This is a genomic window from Luteococcus japonicus, assembly GCF_003752415.1.
GTDB classification, from domain to species: Bacteria; Actinomycetota; Actinomycetes; order Propionibacteriales; family Propionibacteriaceae; genus Luteococcus; species Luteococcus japonicus.
This window is the reverse complement of the sequence record NZ_RKHG01000001.1, coordinates 1,685,596-1,704,169: the sequence shown is the minus strand read 5'-3', so window position 1 is coordinate 1,704,169 and position 18,574 is coordinate 1,685,596. Positions and strand designations below refer to the sequence as shown.

16 protein-coding genes and 1 tRNA gene are annotated in these 18,574 nt (G+C 68.2%); 9 read left to right on the top strand and 8 right to left on the bottom strand.

From position 1 onward, the window contains the following. The first annotated feature begins 118 nt into the window (after positions 1-118). A complete protein-coding gene (locus EDD41_RS08305) occupies positions 119-1,501 on the top strand; it encodes an NAD(P)/FAD-dependent oxidoreductase (protein ID WP_094765475.1) in 1,383 nt (460 codons plus the stop codon). 73 nt (positions 1,502-1,574) lie between these two features. Here the strand turns inward: EDD41_RS08305 and upp are convergent, their stop codons facing one another. Beyond that, entirely contained in the window at positions 1,575-2,234 is a 660-nt protein-coding gene (upp, locus tag EDD41_RS08300) for a uracil phosphoribosyltransferase (RefSeq protein WP_211336720.1), read from the bottom strand. A gap of 126 nt (positions 2,235-2,360) precedes the next feature. On the opposite strand from upp, the gene EDD41_RS08295 reads away from it, so the two are divergent. From EDD41_RS08295 to EDD41_RS08280, 4 genes are all read left to right on the top strand, one after another. After that, positions 2,361-3,092, top strand: coding sequence for a tRNA adenosine deaminase-associated protein (locus tag EDD41_RS08295; RefSeq protein ID WP_123575563.1), 732 nt, complete (start codon positions 2,361-2,363; stop codon positions 3,090-3,092). A 25-nt stretch (positions 3,093-3,117) separates the two neighbouring features. Continuing rightward, positions 3,118-3,543, top strand: a complete 426-nt coding sequence (locus EDD41_RS08290; protein ID WP_094765662.1) for a nucleoside deaminase — start codon at positions 3,118-3,120, stop codon at positions 3,541-3,543. A 174-nt stretch (positions 3,544-3,717) separates the two neighbouring features. Further along, positions 3,718-4,992, top strand: coding sequence for an integrase core domain-containing protein (locus EDD41_RS08285; RefSeq protein WP_123575069.1), 1,275 nt, complete (start codon positions 3,718-3,720; stop codon positions 4,990-4,992). 193 nt (positions 4,993-5,185) lie between these two features. Continuing rightward, positions 5,186-5,273 (top strand) — tRNA-Ser (locus EDD41_RS08280). An 86-nt stretch (positions 5,274-5,359) separates the two neighbouring features. On the opposite strand, the gene EDD41_RS08275 is transcribed toward EDD41_RS08280, so the two are convergent. After that, positions 5,360-7,030: an oligosaccharide flippase family protein gene (locus tag EDD41_RS08275; RefSeq protein WP_170165291.1), complete on the bottom strand. Its 1,671-nt coding sequence runs from the start codon at positions 7,028-7,030 to the stop codon at positions 5,360-5,362. Between the two features lie 259 nt (positions 7,031-7,289). Between EDD41_RS08275 and EDD41_RS08270 the strand changes: the two genes are divergently transcribed. Beyond that, entirely contained in the window at positions 7,290-8,786 is a 1,497-nt protein-coding gene (locus tag EDD41_RS08270) for a potassium/proton antiporter (RefSeq protein ID WP_123576944.1), read from the top strand. 202 nt (positions 8,787-8,988) lie between these two features. Here the strand turns inward: EDD41_RS08270 and EDD41_RS08265 are convergent, their stop codons facing one another. After that, a complete protein-coding gene (locus EDD41_RS08265; protein WP_245995574.1) occupies positions 8,989-9,495 on the bottom strand; it encodes a LytR C-terminal domain-containing protein in 507 nt (168 codons plus the stop codon). A gap of 62 nt (positions 9,496-9,557) precedes the next feature. Next, positions 9,558-9,851 (bottom strand): type II toxin-antitoxin system VapB family antitoxin, encoded by a 294-nt coding sequence (locus tag EDD41_RS08260; RefSeq protein ID WP_094765659.1) that lies wholly within the window; start codon positions 9,849-9,851, stop codon positions 9,558-9,560. Positions 9,852-9,958: 107 nt separating this feature from the next. Here EDD41_RS08260 and EDD41_RS08255 point away from each other — a divergent pair, with 107 nt between their 5' ends. Next, the gene (locus EDD41_RS08255; protein WP_123575562.1) at positions 9,959-11,533 is read left to right on the top strand and encodes a helicase HerA-like domain-containing protein; all 1,575 of its coding nucleotides are present in this window, start codon (positions 9,959-9,961) and stop codon (positions 11,531-11,533) included. Between the two features lie 54 nt (positions 11,534-11,587). Here EDD41_RS08255 and EDD41_RS08250 read toward each other — a convergent pair whose 3' ends face one another. Further along, the gene (locus tag EDD41_RS08250; RefSeq protein ID WP_170165290.1) at positions 11,588-12,502 is read right to left on the bottom strand and encodes a universal stress protein; all 915 of its coding nucleotides are present in this window, start codon (positions 12,500-12,502) and stop codon (positions 11,588-11,590) included. 111 nt (positions 12,503-12,613) lie between these two features. Next, entirely contained in the window at positions 12,614-13,999 is a 1,386-nt protein-coding gene (locus EDD41_RS08245; RefSeq protein ID WP_170165289.1) for an ABC transporter substrate-binding protein, read from the bottom strand. 182 nt (positions 14,000-14,181) lie between these two features. On the opposite strand from EDD41_RS08245, the gene EDD41_RS08240 reads away from it, so the two are divergent. After that, a complete protein-coding gene (locus tag EDD41_RS08240) occupies positions 14,182-14,775 on the top strand; it encodes a MarC family protein (RefSeq protein ID WP_123575560.1) in 594 nt (197 codons plus the stop codon). A 37-nt stretch (positions 14,776-14,812) separates the two neighbouring features. Here EDD41_RS08240 and EDD41_RS08235 read toward each other — a convergent pair whose 3' ends face one another. Further along, a complete protein-coding gene (locus tag EDD41_RS08235) occupies positions 14,813-16,042 on the bottom strand; it encodes an MFS transporter (RefSeq protein ID WP_123575559.1) in 1,230 nt (409 codons plus the stop codon). Positions 16,043-16,150: 108 nt separating this feature from the next. On the opposite strand from EDD41_RS08235, the gene EDD41_RS08230 reads away from it, so the two are divergent. After that, positions 16,151-17,035, top strand: coding sequence for an oxygenase MpaB family protein (locus EDD41_RS08230; RefSeq protein WP_123575558.1), 885 nt, complete (start codon positions 16,151-16,153; stop codon positions 17,033-17,035). Here the strand turns inward: EDD41_RS08230 and EDD41_RS08225 are convergent. Beyond that, a complete protein-coding gene (locus EDD41_RS08225; RefSeq protein ID WP_211336615.1) occupies positions 16,942-18,510 on the bottom strand; it encodes a peptide MFS transporter in 1,569 nt (522 codons plus the stop codon). The genes EDD41_RS08230 and EDD41_RS08225 overlap by 94 nt on opposite strands. Between the last annotated feature and the right edge of the window lie 64 nt (positions 18,511-18,574).

Here is an 18,574-nt window from a genome sequence, read left to right as displayed (position 1 = left end):
CTCGAGATGCCGCGGCGCAGGTGGGTGCGCCCCGGAGGATTGTTCCTCTTTGGAAGGGGAGGCTAACCTCTCCCGCGTCCCATTCAATGCCTCTCGGCGAGGCCTGTGCAGGAGAACCATGAACAACTCCCGTCCCCACGTCGTCATCATCGGTTCCGGCTTCGGAGGCCTGTTCGCCGCCAAGCGGCTCGCAGGGGCAGACGTCGACATCACCTTGGTGGCCAAGACCACCCACCACCTCTTCCAGCCGCTGCTCTACCAGGTGGCGACGGGGATCCTGTCGCCCGGTGAGATCGCGCCCGCTACCCGGGAGATCCTCAAGGAGCAGGAGAACGTCCGGGTCCTGCTCAGCGAGGTCACGGGGATGGACCTCGAGGCCCGCACCATCAGGGCAGAGGCTCTGGGAACCACCACCGAACTCAGCTATGACCACCTGATCGTCGCCGCGGGTGCTGGCCAGAGCTACTTCGGCAATGACCACTTCGCCGTCTATGCCCCCGGCATGAAGAGCATCGACGACGCGCTGGAGCTGCGCGCCCGGATCTTCGGCGCCCTGGAAGTGGCGGAGCTCACCGAGGACGAGCAGGAGCGTGAGCGGCTGCTGACCTTCGTCGTGGTGGGTGCCGGCCCGACGGGTGTCGAGATGGCCGGTCAGATCCGGGAATTGACCAGCCAGACGGTCAAGGGCGAATACCGCAGAATCGACCCCTCCAAGGCTCGCGTCCTGCTGCTGGATGCGGCAGACCGGGTGCTGCCGCCCTTCGGTGAGCGTCTGTCCGGCAAGGCGAAGGAGAAGTTGGAGGCGATCGGTGTCGAGGTGAAGCTGGGGGCCATGGTCACCGGCGTCGACGAGAACGGCCTGGACCTCAAGTACTCCGACGAGCGCACCGAACGCATCGAGGGCGGCTGCAAGGTGTGGGCCGCGGGTGTCCAGGCCAGCCCGTTGGGCCGGATGATCGCGGAGCAGTCAGAGGCCGAGGTGGACCGGGCTGGGCGCCTGCAGGTCAACAAGGACTGCACCGTTCCCGGTCACCCGGAGGTCTACGTCGTCGGGGACATGATGAGCCTGGACAAGCTGCCGGGCGTCGCGCAGGTGGCCATCCAGACCGGCCAGTACGCGGCGGACCGGATCATCGGCGACGTGACGGGCAAGCCGGTCACTCGTCCCTTCCGCTACCACGACAAGGGATCCATGGCGGTGATCAGCAAGTTCGGCGCGGTGATGAAGGCGGGCAAGGTGGAGCTGACCGGCTTCCCGGCCTGGGTGGCGTGGTTGGCGCTGCACCTGCTCTACATCGTCGGCTTCAAGGCGCAGTTCACGACGTTGGTGCACTGGGCGATCGCCTTCGTCGGGGGAGCTCGCTCGGAGCGGATCACCACCCGTCAGCAGATGGTGGCGCGCCTGGCGGTGCAGCAGCTGGGGGAGGACTTCCGCCCGACGGTCACCGGGACCCAGCAGCCGAAGAAGGTGGAGGACAAGGCGGAACCCACCATCGGCTGATTTCCGCACCCGGCCAGAAGCAGCGAAGGACCCCACGGACATCATGTCCGTGGGGTCCTTCGCATTGTCAGTGTCAGTTGGCCAGGCCGTAGAGGCGGTCGCCAGCGTCGCCCAGGCCGGGGACGATGTAGCCGTGCTCGTTGAGCTTGTCGTCGACGGCGGCGACGACCAGCGTGCAGGGCACGTCGAGGTCTTCGACCAGCTTGCGGAAGTTCTCGATGCCCTCGGGGGCGGCGAGGATGCAGATGCAGGTGATGTGGTCCGCGCCGCGGTCGACGAGGAACTTCACGCAACCACCCAGCGAGCCGCCGGTGGCCAGCATCGGGTCCAGCACGTAGCACTGGCGGGCCGACAGGTCCTGCGGGAGGCGCTCCGCGTAGGTGACGGGCTGCAGGGTCTCCTCATTTCGCACCATGCCCACGAAACCCACCTCGGCGGTCGGCATCATGTGCATCATGCCCTCGAGCATGCCCAGCCCGGCGCGCAGGATGGGCACCACCAGCGGCTTGGGGCTGCTCAGCGCCAGGCCCTTGGTCTCGGAGACGGGGGTCTGGACGGTGACCTCGTTGACGCGCACCTCGCGGGTGGCCTCATAGCTCAGCAGGGTGACCAGTTCCTCCACGAGGGCACGGAAGGTCGGAGAGTCGGTTTCCTTGTCCCGCAGGAGGGTGAGCTTGTGAGTCACCAGGGGATGGTCGAGTACGCGCAGTTCCACGCCCTCATTGTCCCACATCCCCTGCATGGCCGGCAGCGCGGGGTCATGGGTCCAGCGCTGCTTGAGGGTGGCTGCGAAGCGTCGGGAATTGAGGTTGACTGGTCTGCGAGGATGGAAGAGCAGTTCAGCGGCCCAGGAGGAACCATGACCCCGTTCGACGATGAGGTGGACCCCTTCGAAGCTGGTGAGAAGACGCCTTCTCCCTATCTTGACGAGGACCTCGATTCATTTGACGATTCGCCCGTCGAAGATGACGACGATCTCGACGACGACGACGACGACGACGATGACGATCTCGACGACGCCACCGAGGACGACGACGCAGACAGCGACGACGCAGATGACGACGATGAAGACGACGACCTCGACGACGACGATCTCGACGACGCCACCGAGGACGAGATCGACCTGGTGATGGCCCTCTACCGCGAGGACTCCCAGCCCGTCGCGGTGACCATGGCCAGCGATCTGGCCAATGACCTGGACGAATTCATGACGCAGTTGCGCCGCATCCCCGGCGACGGCGGAGCGGTGGGCATGGTCTCCATTGCCGGCGAGTTCTTCGTGCTGTGCCGGGTGCGGGGCCGCACCGTGCAGGTGCTGCTCAGTGACGGCGTGGCGGCCAATGACTGGCCGATTGCCCGCGACGTCGCGGACTACCTGGGTGAGGACATCCCGGATCCCGACGACGACTCCGATCCGCTGGGTGACCTGGGGCTGCTCGCGGATCAGGGCGTCAGCGAGTTCGACATGGAAGCCATCTGCGACAACGTCGACGATGATGCCGACGAGCTGCTGCGTGGCATCGCGAAGCGGATGAAGTTCTTGCCGCAGTTCGAGCGTGCCCTGGCTGCCCAGGGCGGCCGCCTCCACTGAGGTGCCGAGCCGCTGGGACGAGGCGATGGAGCTGGCGCTGCACGCCGCCCGTGAGGCCGCCGGTCACGGCGACATCCCGATCGGCGCCGTGGTGCTGGGGCCTTCCGGCGAGGTCTTGGCGACGGCGGGCAATGAGCGTGAGCTGACCGGGGATCCCACGGGCCATGCGGAGGTGCTGGCGTTGCGTCGGGCCGCCGAGAAGGTCGGCGAGTGGCGGCTGGAGGGCTGCACCCTGGTGGTCACCCTGGAGCCGTGCACCATGTGCGCGGGGGCCATCGTGCTGTCCCGCATCCAGACGCTGGTATTCGGCGCGTACGACGAGAAGGCCGGTGCGGTCGCGTCGCTCTTCGACGTGGTGCGCGATCCCCGGCTGAACCACCGCCCCGAGGTTCGCGGCGGGATCATGGCCGACGAATGCGGCGCCCTCCTCCGGGACTTCTTCGGCCGCTGACCCGCTTCCTCCCGGCCAGCGTGCCGCTTCCTGGACGCTGCGCCGTCTGCTGCACCTGGCGCACCGCACACCTGTCGCGAGGTGCTGTCATGTAGCAACACTTCTGGGACACCGGGGTGTCATGACTTCTGGGACGGTCGGGTGTCATGACTTCTGGGGCAGTTCGCTGGGGGAATGGGAAGCGCATTGTCGCCACGGGTTCGTGAGCAGATCGTCCGGTTCGATCCCGACGTGGAGCAGGTCTCGGTCAGCGAGTTCTGCCGACGGGCGGGGATCTCGACATCCTCGTTCTACCGAGTCCGAGACAAGGCCACCGAACGCGGGCTGGCCGCTGCGTTGGTCCCCGAGTCACGGGCGCCCAAGCATCCCGCCACCATCTACACGGACTGGACTCGTCTCCTGGTACGCGTGACCCACGCGGAACTGGTGGCCGAGGGCAAGGACTGTGGCCCGTGGTCGGTCGAGTGGCGCCTGTTTCAACGGGAGGCGGACCCGCTGCCGTCTCGGTCCACGATCGCCCGGATCCTGCGCAGCGAAGGCCTGTCAGCGCCCTCACCCCGCAAACGTCCCCGCGCCTCGTACCGTCGCTTCCGACGAGCCAGGGCCAACGAACTGTGGCAACTCGACGGCATGGAATGGCACCTGCCTGAGATCGGGCTGGTCACCATCTACCACGTCGTCGACGACCATTCCCGCCTCTGCCCAGCCCTGATCGCCGCGGCAGGTGGCGAGTCCACGGCCGGCGCCCGGCAGGCCCTCCAATCCGGGATCGACGCGTTCGGCCCGCCTCAGAGCGTGTTGTCCGACAACGGCGCGGCGTTCAACCAGCACCGACGCGGACGCTTGTCCGCGACTGAGGTCTGGCTAGCCGGGCTTGGGATCCGGCCGATCTCGGGGCGGGTCAGCCACCCACAAACCCAAGGCAAGGTCGAACGCTCTCACCAGCCACTGCAACGCTGGCTCCATGCCCGCACACCGACCACCCTGCAGGACCTCACCCAGGCCCTGGACGGCTACCGGAACTGGTACAACCACGAACGCCAACACCAAGGCCTGGGGCATCACCTGACGCCCATGGCCGTCTGGCAAGTAGCCTCCAAGGCCGGACCCGAGCCCCGAGCGATTCCGCTCGACCTGCTCTACAGCCAGTCCTTGCGGCAGCCCACCCAGCCCGCAAAGAACCGGATCGAGGACCGCACTATCGGCGGGAACCTGCGCACCGCGTGGAAGGGCACCAGCATCGGTTTCGGCCCTGACATGGCCCACCAACTGGTCCACCTCGTCGAAACCGACGGCCAGCTCGACATCTTCGACGACAACGGTGAACTCCACGCCAGCATCCCCTGGCCATCACCCACCAAATACGTCTCGGTCACCCAACCACCCCACCGGCTGGTCCCCGTCATCGACCGCCGCAGCCGCGCCTACAAACTGTCCCAGATGTCATGACATCTGGGAGTCCCAGAAGTGATGAGACATGACACCTGTCGCGAGGTGCACCCGGCAGAGAGACGTGCACGCACTGGCGCGATGTGGGCGCGCTCACCAGACCCCACGCGAATCTGCATCGGGGGATCCGCCTGACGAATGTCGCTCCGTCTCGATTGGCGAACACGCGGTGAACTGTGGCACACTTTTTCGCGGTGACGTGTCTGAGCGGCCGAAAGAGCTCGCCTCGAAAGCGAGTGTGGTGAAAGCCACCGAGGGTTCAAATCCCTCCGTCACCGCCATCATGGAAGGGCCTCGGAACATTCCGGGGCCCTTCTTCTCTTCCGTGCGGTGTCATTCTTTGCGGTGTCATTCTTTGCGGTGTCATTCAGGGCAGGACGGGTTCCGGCTCCTCGACGGGGGCGCGCATGGCCGCGATGCTCGCACGCACCTTCTTGTGGACCAGCGGGATGTAGATCGCCAGGAAGCTCAGGCCACCCACGGCCAGGCCGATCATCGAGTCGAGCCGCAGGTTCCCGGTGAAGTGGAAAGAATCCACCCAGCGAGAGAGCAGCACGCTCACCACGGCTGCGGGGATGCACGCGACGGTGGCGGGCAGCAGGCTCTTGAGGATGTCGACGATGCTCGCGCCGGTCTTCTGGGCTGACCACAGGAAGATGGGCAGCGCGACGACCACCACGGTGAAGACCTGGGCCAGGGCGGCGCCCTCGGTTCCCCAGGTGCGGGCGGCAACCCACGTCGCGGCGAAGAGCACGATCACCCAGGCGACATTGGCCTGCAGCACCGCGCGGGAATTGCCGCGGGCGTACAGGTAGCCGGTCAGCGTGTCGAACATGACGCGGATGGCGCCGTAGATGCCCAGGATGGCCAACAACGGGATCGACTTCTCGAACTCCGGGTTGTACACGAACAGGATGACGTCGTGCGCGAACAAGGCGAGCATCAGGCCGATGGGGAAGGCGATCAGCCAGGTCAGCTGGCAGCCCAGGGTGAGCACCGGGTCCCGGTCCTTGGGCTTGGTGTGCGCGAAGGCGGGCATTGCGACGGAGCGCACCACCAGCCCGAAGACGCTCACCGGCCAGTTCGAGATGTTCGCGGCCATCGTGTAGTGACCCAGGCGCATGGGGCCCAGGATGGGTGCCACCACCAGCTTGTCCACATTGCCCAGCAGCACCTGCAGGACATTGGAGCCGGCCACCGGGGCGCCGAAGCCCAGCGCCGAGCGCATCACGGTGCGGTCCCATCCGAAACGCAGGCCGCGCTTGGCGAAGACGTAGAACAGGGCCACCTCGATGGCCATGCCGGTCACGGCACCGATCGGCAGCGCCAGCACGCCGATGCTGGTGGCGAAGAGCAGGCCCAGGGTCAGCGCATTGCCGACGATGAAGTTGGCCATGATGGCGAAGGCCAGGCTCTTCTGGTCGATCCGTCGGGTCAGGACGCCCTGCGGCACGATCGCCAGGCCTCCGATGAAGACCATCAGCGAGTAGACCTTCAGCAGGGCGGTGGCGCCCGGGGTGCCGAGGGCATTGGCGATGGCTCCGGCCCCGAGGAAGAGGGCGACGGCGCCGGCCGTGCAGAAGGTCATGCCGAGGGTGGCGATGGTGGGCGCCTTGCGCTCCATCTCCTCCTCGGTGCCACGCACGAGGTCCGTGCCCAGGCCCATGTCGATGAAGGTGAGCAGCATCTGGCCCACGGTCATCGCAATGGCGAAGACGCCGATGCCTTCCGCACCCACCATGTTGGCGACGACGATGCCGATCACCAGGGACCCGGCGCGGGTGATGATGTTGCCGAGCATGCTCCACTTGGCGCCGGAGGCCACCTTGGCGCCGAGGTTCTCGCCCTCGGCCGGATCACCCGCGGTGGTCCTCTCGGGGGTGCTCACGGTGCCGTCGGTGAGGTCCGGGACGGCTGCGCGGGGAGCACCTGCGGTGGCGTCGACGTCGAACTGGCTCTCAGACGGCAGGTCCAACGCGTCGGGGTCCGGCTGGCCGCGTCGCGGCGTGACTGTCCCCAGATTCTCCCCATCAACCACGTCAACTTCCTCCCCGAGCGTCCCGTGCGTCATGCCCGGCCACCCGAAAAAGGCGGCTGCACAGGGAATCTGGGCGTGCATGCTCCCGTGGAGTCCCCGTCGTCCATGACTGCCCTCACGCCCCCCGATGAGGCGCACAGCAATCTTCAGTATGCGTGAAGCGGTGCTGATCGGCCCAAGCCGATCCTGTGGATTCGCCCAACCTCCAGCTGATGTCCAGAAAAGGTCAGGCATTGTCCGGGTCTGAAAGAATGACCCCATGGCACCCATCGACCTCGCCCTGTTCATGGGGGCGGGTGTTTCACTGGTGGCCATCTTCGCGGCGCGTCTGGGTTCCCGGCTCGGGCTGCCCGCCTTGCTGCTCTTCCTCTTCCTCGGCATGGCCATGGGCAAAGACGGGCTGGGGATTGTCTTCAACGACGCGGACCTGGCGCACGGCCTGGGTTTCGCTGCCCTGGTGCTGATCCTGGCCGAGGGCGGTTTCACGACGAAGTGGGACAACATCCGTCCCGCCATCGGTGCGGCAGGTCTCCTGGCGACGCTGGGGATTGGCGTCGGAATCGTGCTGATGGCGGCCTTCGGTCACTTCGTGCTGGACCTGCCCTGGGCGGTCGCCCTGCTGCTCGGTGCCGTGACCGCGCCGACGGACTCTGCCGCCGTCTTCGCCGTGCTGCGCGGGGTGCCGCTGCCAAGCCGGGTGCGCGCCATCCTGGAGGCCGAGTCCGGCCTGAACGACGCCCCCACGGTGCTACTGGTGGCCGCCGCTTCCCAGCTGGCGCTCGGACACAGCCCGCACGGCGGCGCCTGGGGCCTTTTTGCCCTGGTGGCGGGCGAGCTCGCCGGGGGCGTGCTGATGGGCATCGCGCTGGGCTTCCTGGGCGTCGCGGTGCTGCGGCACATCGCACTGCCTTCCTCTGGCCTGTATCCGCTGGCCTCCATGGCATGGGCGGTGGCCACCTACGGTGCCGGCGTGGCCCTGCACGTCTCCGGCTTCGCTGCGGTCTACGTGTGTGCCGTCGTGCTGGGCAATGGCAAGCTGCCGCACCGGCACGCCACCCGGTCCTTCGCGGAGGGCATCGGGTGGATCGCCCAGATCGGGCTGTTCGTGATGCTGGGCCTGCTGGCGAATCCGGGGCGCATCACCTGGCATGCCACCTGGGCGGGGATCATGGCGGGCCTCTTCCTGACCTTCGTCGCCCGTCCGGCCTCGGTGATGGCGTGCCTGGTCTGGTTCCGGGTGCCGTGGAACGAGCAGGTCTTCGTCTCCTGGGCGGGTCTGCGCGGTGCCGTCCCGATCATCCTGGCGACGGTGCCGATGTCGGCGCGGGTGCCGCATGCGGACATGCTCTTCGACATCGTCCTGGTCTTCGTGATCGTCTTCACCAGCCTGCAGGGCCCGACCCTGCCCTGGGTGGGCCGCAAGCTGGGGCTGGCCGACCCGAATGCCGCGCGCGACGTCGACATCGAGGCCGCACCGCTGGACAAGATCGCCGCCGAGCTCCTGCAGATCAAGATTCCCGAGGGCTCCCAACTGGGCGGGGTCCAGGTGCGTGAGCTTCGGCTACCGCGCAATGCCGTCGTCTCGCTGTTGATCCGCGGGCAGCATTCCTTCGCCCCACACGGAGACACCCGGCTGCGCACCGGCGACGAGTTGTTGATCGTCACACCGGAGAAGCACCGCCCGGAGGTGGAGCGCCGGATGACGGCGATCGGCCGCGGCGGGCGTCTGGCCGGCTGGTACGGCGTCGGGAGCTGAGCCACTGGACGCGTCGGGCCCCGCTGGGCCATCCCGTCGGTCTGGGTGGGTGTGGGAAGACTGAGAGCCCAGAGCTGCCCCTGATGGGATGTGAAGGTTCAAATCCCGGTTTCGGCTCTCGGTTTTGGGCGGGAAACCTCCACAGTCCCACCACTCGGATCGGCGCGGGTAACGGTGCGTGCCGGGTGCGGCGGGGAAGAGGTCAGGGGGTGGCGACGGGGGCGGGGAGGCAGACCGTCGGGTTGTTCACCTGGATGCTCGTCGGGGCGGAGCGGTTGAAACCGGTCACCTTGTTGCCCACGAGCACCTCGACGGAGTGGTCCACGCGGCCGTCGCCCTTGACCTGTGCGCCCTTGAAGAAGCCGGCCACCAGCTTGACCTCGGGATTGTCGGCGTCGGCGCCGATGATCTGGGTCTGGTTCACCTCGACCTCGGTGTTGCCGGTCTTGGAGACATTGAAGCCGACCGCGCGCAGCTGGGCCGCGACGGTGGAGGCCAGACCGGCCTTGGTGCCGCCGTTGTAGACCTTGACCGTCACCTGGCTGACCTTCAGGGCCTTGCCGACGTTCTGGTTGGTGCAGGGCACCAGCGGCGGCGGCGGCGCGGGAGCGACGACATTCTTGTAGCCCCACCGAGCCCCGAAGATGAGGATGCCGATCAGCACCAACAGTGTGATGGGTGTGCCGAACAGACGCACGTACCGCTGCACTGTTGCTCCTGACGTCGAAGTGGGGTTGCCGCCTGATGGATGATGTTACTTCAGACGCGGCGCTACTTCAGTTCGAGCACGCGGGCGTGCATCGTCTGGCGCTGCTGGAGTGCGGCTCGCAGTGCCCGGTGCAGGCCGTCCTCCAGGTAGAGTTCGCCGCGGTAGCTCACGACGTGCGCGAACAGGTCCCCGTAGAAGGTGGAGTCATCCTCGAGCAGGGCCTCGAGGTCCAGGGTGCGCTTGGTGGTCACCAGCTCGTCCAGCCGCACCTGGTGCGGGGCGATGGCAGCCCACTGCTTCTGCACGTAGCCATGGTCCGGGTAGGGACGGGACTCGCCAACTCGCTTGAAGATCACCATTCGAGCCTACCGGCACCCGGCCCGCGCGGACAGGACCGACCACCCCAGAAGTCAATCAGCCGTCGTGAACCGAAACTGTCCCCGCCGTGTGCCACGCTTGGAGCATGACTGACGCAGCATCCGGCAATCCCGTCGAGACCATCACCAAGGGCTACACCTTCGAGGAGGCCGCGATCGAACTCGGCGTCCTGGCCGACGACGGTATCCCGGTCCCCGACGCAAAGATCCGCATCCCGCTGAGCATGCTGAACCGCCATGGCCTGGTGGCCGGCGCCACCGGCACCGGCAAGACCAAGACCCTGCAGCTGATGGCGGAACAGATCAGCAATGCCGGCGTCCCGGTCTTCGCGGCGGACATCAAGGGTGACCTGTCCGGCCTGGCCAGCGCCGGCCAGAGTTCGGACAAGCTGCTGTTCCGGACCCAGGTCATCGGCCAGGAGTGGGTGGGCGCGGCCAATCCCGTCGAGTTCTACGCCCTCGGCGGCCAGGGGCAGGGTGTCCCGCTGCGCGCCACCGTCAACAGCTTCGGTCCCATCCTGCTGAGCAAGGTGCTGGGCCTCAACGACACCCAGGAGAGCTCGCTGGGCCTGGTCTTCCACTACGCCGACACCAAGGGACTGGGCCTGCTGGACCTGGAGGACCTGCAGACGCTGCTCACCTGGCTCACCAGCGACGAGGGCAAGGCCGAGCTGAAGGGCATCGGCGGACTGTCCGCCGCCACCGTCGGCGTCATCCTGCGCGAGATCATCACCCTGTCCAGCCAGGGGGCCGACACCTTCTTCGGCGAGCCGGAGTTCGACTCCAATGACCTGCTGCGCGTGGCACCCGACGGCCGGGGCGTCATCTCGCTGCTGGAACTGCCGAACCTGGTGGACCGGCCGGCGCTGTTCAGCACCTTCCTGATGTGGCTGCTGGCGGACCTCTTCCACGACCTGCCCGAGGTGGGCGACGTCGACAAGCCCAAGCTGGTCTTCTTCTTCGACGAGGCGCACCTGCTCTTCGACGGCGCCAGCGATGCCTTCCTGGATGCCATCGCCCAGACGGTGCGGCTGATCCGGTCCAAGGGAGTGGGCGTCTTCTTCGTCACCCAGACCCCCAAGGACGTGCCCGAAGAGGTGCTGGCCCAGCTGGGTTCCCGCGTGCAGCACCAGCTGCGGGCCCACACCCCCAACGATGCCAAGGCGCTCAAGCAGACCGTCGCCACCTTCCCCAAGAGCCACTACGACCTGGCCGAGACCCTGCAGCAGCTGGGGATCGGCGAGGCCATCGTGACCGTGATGGACCCCGACGGCGCCCCGACCCCCGTCGCCTGGACCCGGATGCGCGCCCCGCAGAGCCTGATGGCGCCCACCCCCGCGGACCAGGTCACGGCGGCCATCGCCTCCAGCCCACTGCAGACCAAGTACGGCACCGCAGTGAACCGTGAGTCCGCCACCGAGATCCTGTCCGCCAAGATCACCGCCGCGTCCGACGCAGCTGCAGCAGAGGCCGCCGCCAAGGAGCAGGCCAAGCTGGACAAGGCCCAGGCGGCCGCCGAGCGCGCCGCAGCCCCCCGCGGGCGAGCTCGCGAGGAGAAGGGCATCGTGGAGCAGGTCGTCGGGTCCAGCGTCTTCAAGCAGTTCGCTCGCTCGGCAGGCCGGGAAATCGTGCGCGGCCTGTTCAAGACCGGCCGGCGCTGATCCTGGGCACGCCTTCCCCCGAGCCCCTTGACAGGCTTGGGGAAGCGTGTGGAACTACTTCTTCTGGTTGGGGACCACCAGCACCGGGCAGATCGACGAGCGGGCCACGTGTGCCGCCGTCGAACCCAGCAACAGACCACCCAGGCCGCTGCGGCCGCGGGACCCGACCACCAGCAACTCCGCCTCATGGGAGGCCTGGGTCAGCACCTCGCCGGCGTGACCCAGGGTGACCCGGACCTCGACCTCGAAGGCGTGGTCCGAGCCCACCTGCTCGGCCACCAGGACGGCCAGGTCCTGCTCATAGGTGGACTGGACGCTCGCGAACAGTTCGGTGTCCATCGTCGGCATGCCCTCGACGCTGACCGGGCTGTACTCCCAGGAGTGCAGCACCAGCAGCTTGCCGCCCAGCAGTTGTGCCTCGTTGATGGCGGCCTGCAGGGTCTGCGACGAGTGGGCCTCGTCGTCGACGCCGACCGCCACCGTGCCCTCGGCCCGTGCGTCGCGGGCCACGCCCGTCTCGGGAACCACGACGACGGGGCCATGGGCGTGGGAGATGAGGTGGCGGGACACGGCTCCCAGTGCCATCGCCTTGATGGTGCCCAGGCCCCGGGTGCCCACCACGGTGAGGCGGGCGGTGCGGGTGGCCTCCACCAGGGCCAGCGCCGGTTCGGAGTCCTCCAGCAGGAGGGCGACGATGTCCAGACCGGGATGCTTGGCAGCCGCCTCATCGGCCGCCTGGTCCAGGCGTTCACGCGCCGCGGAGCCGACGCGCTTGGCGAACTGCTCGACGCCCTCGCGCATCATGTGGCCCCGGCTGGTGGGAACGACCAGCGGTGGCGTCGCCAGCAGCATCGTGAGCCCGACGCCGAGGCGCTCGGCCCGCTGGGCGGCCCATTCGGTGGCGATGGCGGACTGGCCGGAGCCGTCCACACCCACGACCACGCGGTCGCTGTAGTCAACAGTGCTCATCACGCACGCTCCTTTGCGCCCGGGGCGTGCTCGGGGCAACGCCCTCACTTGCATGCTACCTAGTGACGCAGGGAAAAGAGAGACCTGTGGGCAATCTCTCCCGGTAGCCAGTCAGCGAACCGGATAGCGGCTCTGCTGCGGATCGCTGGCCACGAGGTCGCTGATCCGTTGCGATTCCCGGGTGAGCGTCGCGACGTCCATCCGGCCCTCCAGGAAGGCATTCCACAGCGCTTGATGGTCGTGGTTGGTGCCGTGGTGGTCAATGAAGCGCCAGCCGAAGACGGCCTTGCCTGCTGCCTTGACCAGCGCCAGCTGGCGGGTCAGCACCGGGCCCGGTGCCGGAGGCAGGGCATCCGTGCGGGTGGGGATCACCTGGTTCGTCTGGGCGAAACGCAGGGCGGCCGAACGGTCGAAGGCGTCCAGCACCAGGGCCCGGCCCGCCGCGGGGTCATCGGACTGCCGGGCCACCAGGTAGTTCTCCTCCGGCATGGCGTGCAGGGCAGAGTGACCCAGGGCCGGTGTGGCATCCACAGACGGATCGGGCACGAGGCTCAGGCCGAAGTCCGGCGCCGGGGCCGCCTGGGCCGTCAGCCAGGAGCCGCTGGACACCATCAGAACGCTGCGGTCCTGGGTCCAGGCCGGCAGCGCGGAGGCCCAGGAACGCTGGGAGCCACCGGGCTTCACATGGCCCGCGCGTACGGCTTCATGCATGGCCTTCAGGCTCGACTGGACCTCTGGCTGGCTCCATGCCTTGGGCTCCAACTGGTCCAACGCACGCCGGACCTCGTCGCCGCCCTGCTTGACGGCGCTGGCCAGACACATGCGCAGGTAGGCCGTGGCGGTCTCGCGCCCCCAGCAGAAGAGGTGGATCTCCTCCCGGGCGGCCTTTTCGCCCAGGGCCAGGAGTTCCGGCCAGGTGCTCGGTGCGCTCCAGTGGTGCTGCTCGAACAGGGACGAGGAGTACCACAGCCCGTGCACGGTGAACAGATAGGGCAACTGCCGCAGGACGCCGCCCACCATGCCGGCGTCGGTGGTTCCGGGGCGCAGCACGCGGCCCAGCATGGCGCCATCGGGTGTGGTCGAGGTCAGGATGGGGGACAGGTCCGCCAGCTGCTCCGCCAACAGGCCGACGCCGAGTTGGTCGGAACCCCCATTGGCCACGACGGCCGGTGGATCACCGGCGGCGAAGCGTTCCAGCAGGGAGGCGGCCAACTGGTTGGTGGTGTTCACCTGGACCTGCAGCGGTGGGGCCTGCTGCGCGGCCAGCCGGGACAGGGCGGCCGTCCAGTCGGACGGGTACCGGCTGTCATCGGCCCACAATTCCAGGGAGGCACCGCCCGGTACCTCAGCTGGTGAGCCGCTGGCGGACGGGGCGGGAGTGCTCCCACCCGGGGATGGCGACGGGCTCGGGTCCTGGCCCGGCGCGTGGCAGGCAGCGAGCGAGCAGGCGCCGAGGGCGCCGAACAGGGCACGTCGGGTGATCTTGGTGGCAGACATCGTCGGACCATCATCCACCACGGCATGGTGGCACGCGGGCAGGTCACCGCGCGGGCCGGGTGGGCCCGGAAGCCAGCGGACGCTCGTGGGGTACAACATGTTTCAGATTGAAGGAGTTGAACGATTCGTTTAGTGTTGATTCGCCAAGCAAGCGCGAAATTCTATCGAAGGAATGCCAGTCCATGACCCTGATGCAAGCCACCACCTTGCTCTTCCTGGTCATGGACCCCCTGGGGAACATCCCCTTCTTCATGACCTCGCTGAAGAAGGTCGCCCCGCATCGGCGCCAGTGGGTCATTGCCCGGGAGTTGTTGATCGCGCTGCTGATCATGGTGGTCTTCCTGTTCGCCGGTCAGGGTCTGCTCGGCGTCCTCCAGGTCAGCCGGGAAGCCCTCACGGCGGCCGGCGGGATCATCCTGATGCTGATCGCGGTGCGGATGGTCTTCCCGACGCCGGAAACCACCTTGGAGGAGGTGAGCCTGGCGGCGGAACCCTTCATCGTGCCGCTGGCCATCCCCTACACCGCAGGCCCCTCCTTGCTGGCCACCGAGATCCTGCTGATGAGCCAGGATCCGGCTCGCTGGAAGGTGTGGCTGGCGGCGGTGCTGATCGCGTGGTCGCTGTCTGCGGTGATCCTGTTCGCCTCCGGCTACCTGGAGCGGATCCTGGGGGAGCGTGTGCTGTTGGCGCTGGAGCGGTTGATGGGCATGATCCTGGTGCTGATCAGCACGCAGATGATCTTCACCGGCATCCAGGAGTTCTTCGGGCTGCCCTGAGCGCCAAGGAGTCGTCGACCCCCGGTCGCCCCGGCCGTCACAGCCCCAGGCTGGGTGAGATCGGCTCCGGGTCAGGGACGTCCTGCGTGGTGTCGCGGTGGGCGGCCAGCGCCCCGCTCAGGGCGACGACGGCTGCCGTCGCCAGCGGCATCACCAGCAGGGCGACGCGGAAGTTGACCACGTCGGACAGGCGCCCCACCAGGGGCGGGCCGACGAAGAAGGCCAGGCGCAGCAGCCAGTTCACGATGGTCAGGCCCGCGCCCGAAGGCAGGCCCGGCATGTGGTGGGCCGTGTAGTAGACCGCCGGGACGATCGTCGCGACGCCCCAGCCGGCACAGGCGAAGCCGAACAGCGTCAGGGGCACCGACGGGAAGGCCAGGGCCAGAGCCATGCCCACGGTGGCCACCCCGCAGCCGAGCCGGGCGGCGCCGCGGTCCCCGAGGCGGTCCACCAGGCGGTCGCCGGTGAAGCGGCCCACGGTCTGGGCTCCCACCAGGAAGACCACGCCCAGGCCCGCCGGGCCGGGGGAGGCGTCCAGGCCCTCGCGCAGGTAGATGGCGCTCCACGTGAAGCCGGAGTCCTCGATGCTGGCGGCGAAGGCGCCCACCAGGCCCAGGGCGACCAGGTGCAGGAGGAGGTTGCGGGGGATGCGCACCTTTCCGGCCGGGGCATCCTCGGTGACCTCCGGATCCGGCCCCGTGAGCAGGAAGCGGCGCAACCCCAGGTTGATGGTGAGCATGATGACCGCGCTGACCAGCGCGTGCTTCGCCAGGGACAGGTGGATCCCGGCGAAGAAGGAACCGAGCAGGCCGCCGCCTACGGCACCCAGGCTCCACCAGGCGTGGAAGCTGTTGTTGATGCTGCGGCCGTAGAGCTGCTGCACCCGCATGCCGTGCGCATTCATGGCGATGTCGGTGTAGACGTCGGTGGCACTCATCAGCACGATGGCGGCCGCGAAGGCCCAGGCCGTCGGGGAGTTCAGCACGGCGCAGAAGAGCAGCACCTGACCGACCTGCGCCCAGGTGGCAACCCGGGCCGACGTGCTGGCCCGCATCACCCGTGAGGTGAACAAGCCCGCCACCAGACCCCCCAACGGGCCCAGCGCGATGGCGAGACCGAAGAAGGTGTTGCTGAGGTCCAGGTTGTCGCGGATCAGCGGATAGCGGGGCACGAGCGAGGCGATCGTGGCGCCGTTGAGCCAGAAGAGGGCGGCGACGGCACCCCTGGCGCGGCGGGCATCGAGGCTGGGTGTGGGGGCGGTGGCCATGGGTGCTCCAGGGTGGCTGACGGGACTTCGTGCAGGATATCTGACCTGCCGGTAGGTCGCTGCTCGGTGTCGAGCGCATCCCCGCTGCGGATGGCGCACACTGGAGTCATGTCTGCCCGCGCCATCCACCTGCCACGCGAACGACTCGCCAGCTTCCTGCGCGCCCGTGTCGCCGGCCCCGACGCCGCAGAACGTGCCTGGCGGATCTGGGGTGCACCCGGAAACCGTCGCTTCGCGCCCGAGGACGTCATCTGGCGCGTCAACCTGGACCCCGCCATGTACCCGGGCGGCGTGTGCGCCCTCTTCCTGCAGTCCCTGCACCCGGGCCCGATGGCGGCCGTCGCACAGCACGACAACTACCAGTCCGATCCGTGGGGAAGGCTGCAGCGGATCAGCAACCACATCGCGGTCACCACCTATGCCCCGTTGCCCGACGTGGAGGCGCAGTTCGCGCTGGTGCGTGCCGTCCACGAACGGGTGCGTGGAACCGATGAATTCGGCAATCCCTACTGGGCTGGCGATCCTGACTTGTTGCGCTGGGTCCATGATGCGGAGACGTGGAGCTTCCTGACCGCCTACCAGCGATGGGGCCGGGGCCGGCTGAGCGCCGTCGAGGCCGACCGCTATGTGGCCCAGTCGGCCGAAGGTGGGGCGATGTTGGGTGCCACCGGGCTGCCGAACAGCGTCGACGAGCTGCACGCGCAGTTGGAGGCCTTCCGTCCGTCCCTCGCCTGCACGCCCGACGCCCTCGAGGTGGTGGACTACCTCACCCACCGCGCCCCCCTGCCGGCCATTGCCAGACCGGGTTATCGCCTGGTGATCGAAGGCGGCAAGGCCCTGTTGCCGCCCTGGGCCCGCGAGATGCTCGGGCTTCCCGGCGGCCGCAGGGCGGTGGCGCTTCAGGGTGCGGCGGGGCGGACGGCCACCTCGCTCGTCGGCTGGGCGCTGGTTGGCCCCGACGGGGAGCATGACCGTCCGATGGCGCCGAACTGACGGGTGGCCCACAGCGTGAGCCCACCCACCGCCATGGTGGCCAGGCCACAGGCCAGGAAGTAGCGACGCTCGGCGCTGGCGCTGTCCGGGTCGTACCAGCCGCTCAAGACACCTGCCAGCGAGGTTCCCAGCGCCATGGTGAGGAAGTAGAGCGCGGAGAAGCGGGTGCGGAAGGCGGCGGGCGCATGTGCCGTCGTCGCGGACATGCACACGGGGCCCACCAGCAGTTCACCCAGCGTGATCACCAGGACGGCGGCCGCGAGTGCCAGCACCGGGGTCGAGGAAGCGCCCTGGCCGGCGAAGGGCAGCAGGACCAACAGGCCCAGGCCGGAGACCGTCACGCCCACGCACATCTTCACCGCGGACGTGTTCAGCGCCGAGCCGGGGCGCCGTTCGCCCAGCCGCGTCCACAGCCAGGCCATCGGCAGGCTGAGCACCAGGATGTAGGCCGGGTTGAAGGACTGCGTCCACGCGGCGGGGATCTCGAAGGAGCCGATCCTGCGGTCGAGCCGGACGTCGGAGTAGACGGCGAAGACACCGTAGGTCTGGTTCAGGACGGACCAGAAGGCGCTGGAGGCGATGAACAGCGGGATGAAGGCGAGCACTCGGCGTCGCTCGTCGGCGGTGACCCGCGGCGAGGTCAACATCTGTGCGAACAGGCCGACCGCGGCGGCGACGGTCACCACCAGCAGCAGCGTGGCGAGGCCGGACAGCGGCAGCTGGCCGGTGGCCAGCAGACCGGCCAGCGCCAGGAGACCGATCAGCACGCCCGAGATCGAGGGCAGTAGCTGAGCCGCGGGCAGCGGATTTCCGGGCCGGGTGATGGCCCGGGCGGCCGTTTCGCCAAGGTGTCCCAGGTAGCGGCCTCGCAGCGCGACGTAGTGCGCCAGTCCGATCCCCATCAGCACGGCAGCGGCCGTGAAGCCAGTCCGGTAGCCGTAATGGGCGCTGAGCCAGCCGGTGAGCAGCGGGCCGAAGAGGGCGCCGATGTTGATGCCCAGGTAGAAGAGCTGGAAACCGGCATCGCGGCGGGCGTCGGCATCCCCGCCATAGGCGTGGCCCAGCACGGTGATGGCGGCCGTCTTCAGGGCGCCGGAGCCGACAGCCACCAGGCAGAGGCCGCTCGCCACGCCCCAGCCGCCGGGCAGGGTGCCGAGCGCCAGGTGTCCAGCCACCAGCAGAAGTGCTCCGCCCAGCAGGGTCCGTTCGGCGCCGAGCAGGCAGTCGGCCACCCAGCCTCCGGCCAGCGTGCACAGGTAGACGGCGGCACCGTAGGCACCCATCAGGGCCGTTGCCTGGGAGCGCTCGAGGCCCAACCCGCCCTGGGAGACCTGGTGGTAGAGGTAGTAGGCCATGATCGCCTGCATGCCGTAGAAGCTGAAGCGTTCCCACATCTCCACGCCGACGGTGGCGGGCATCGCGAGGGGTTGGACGCTGGCCCCGGCCAGGATTGAACGCTGTTCAACATGAGTCATGTGGTCCATCCTGCAGCCAGGGGAGGGTGTTGCGCAGCAGAATGTGACGCTAGATTGAACAGTG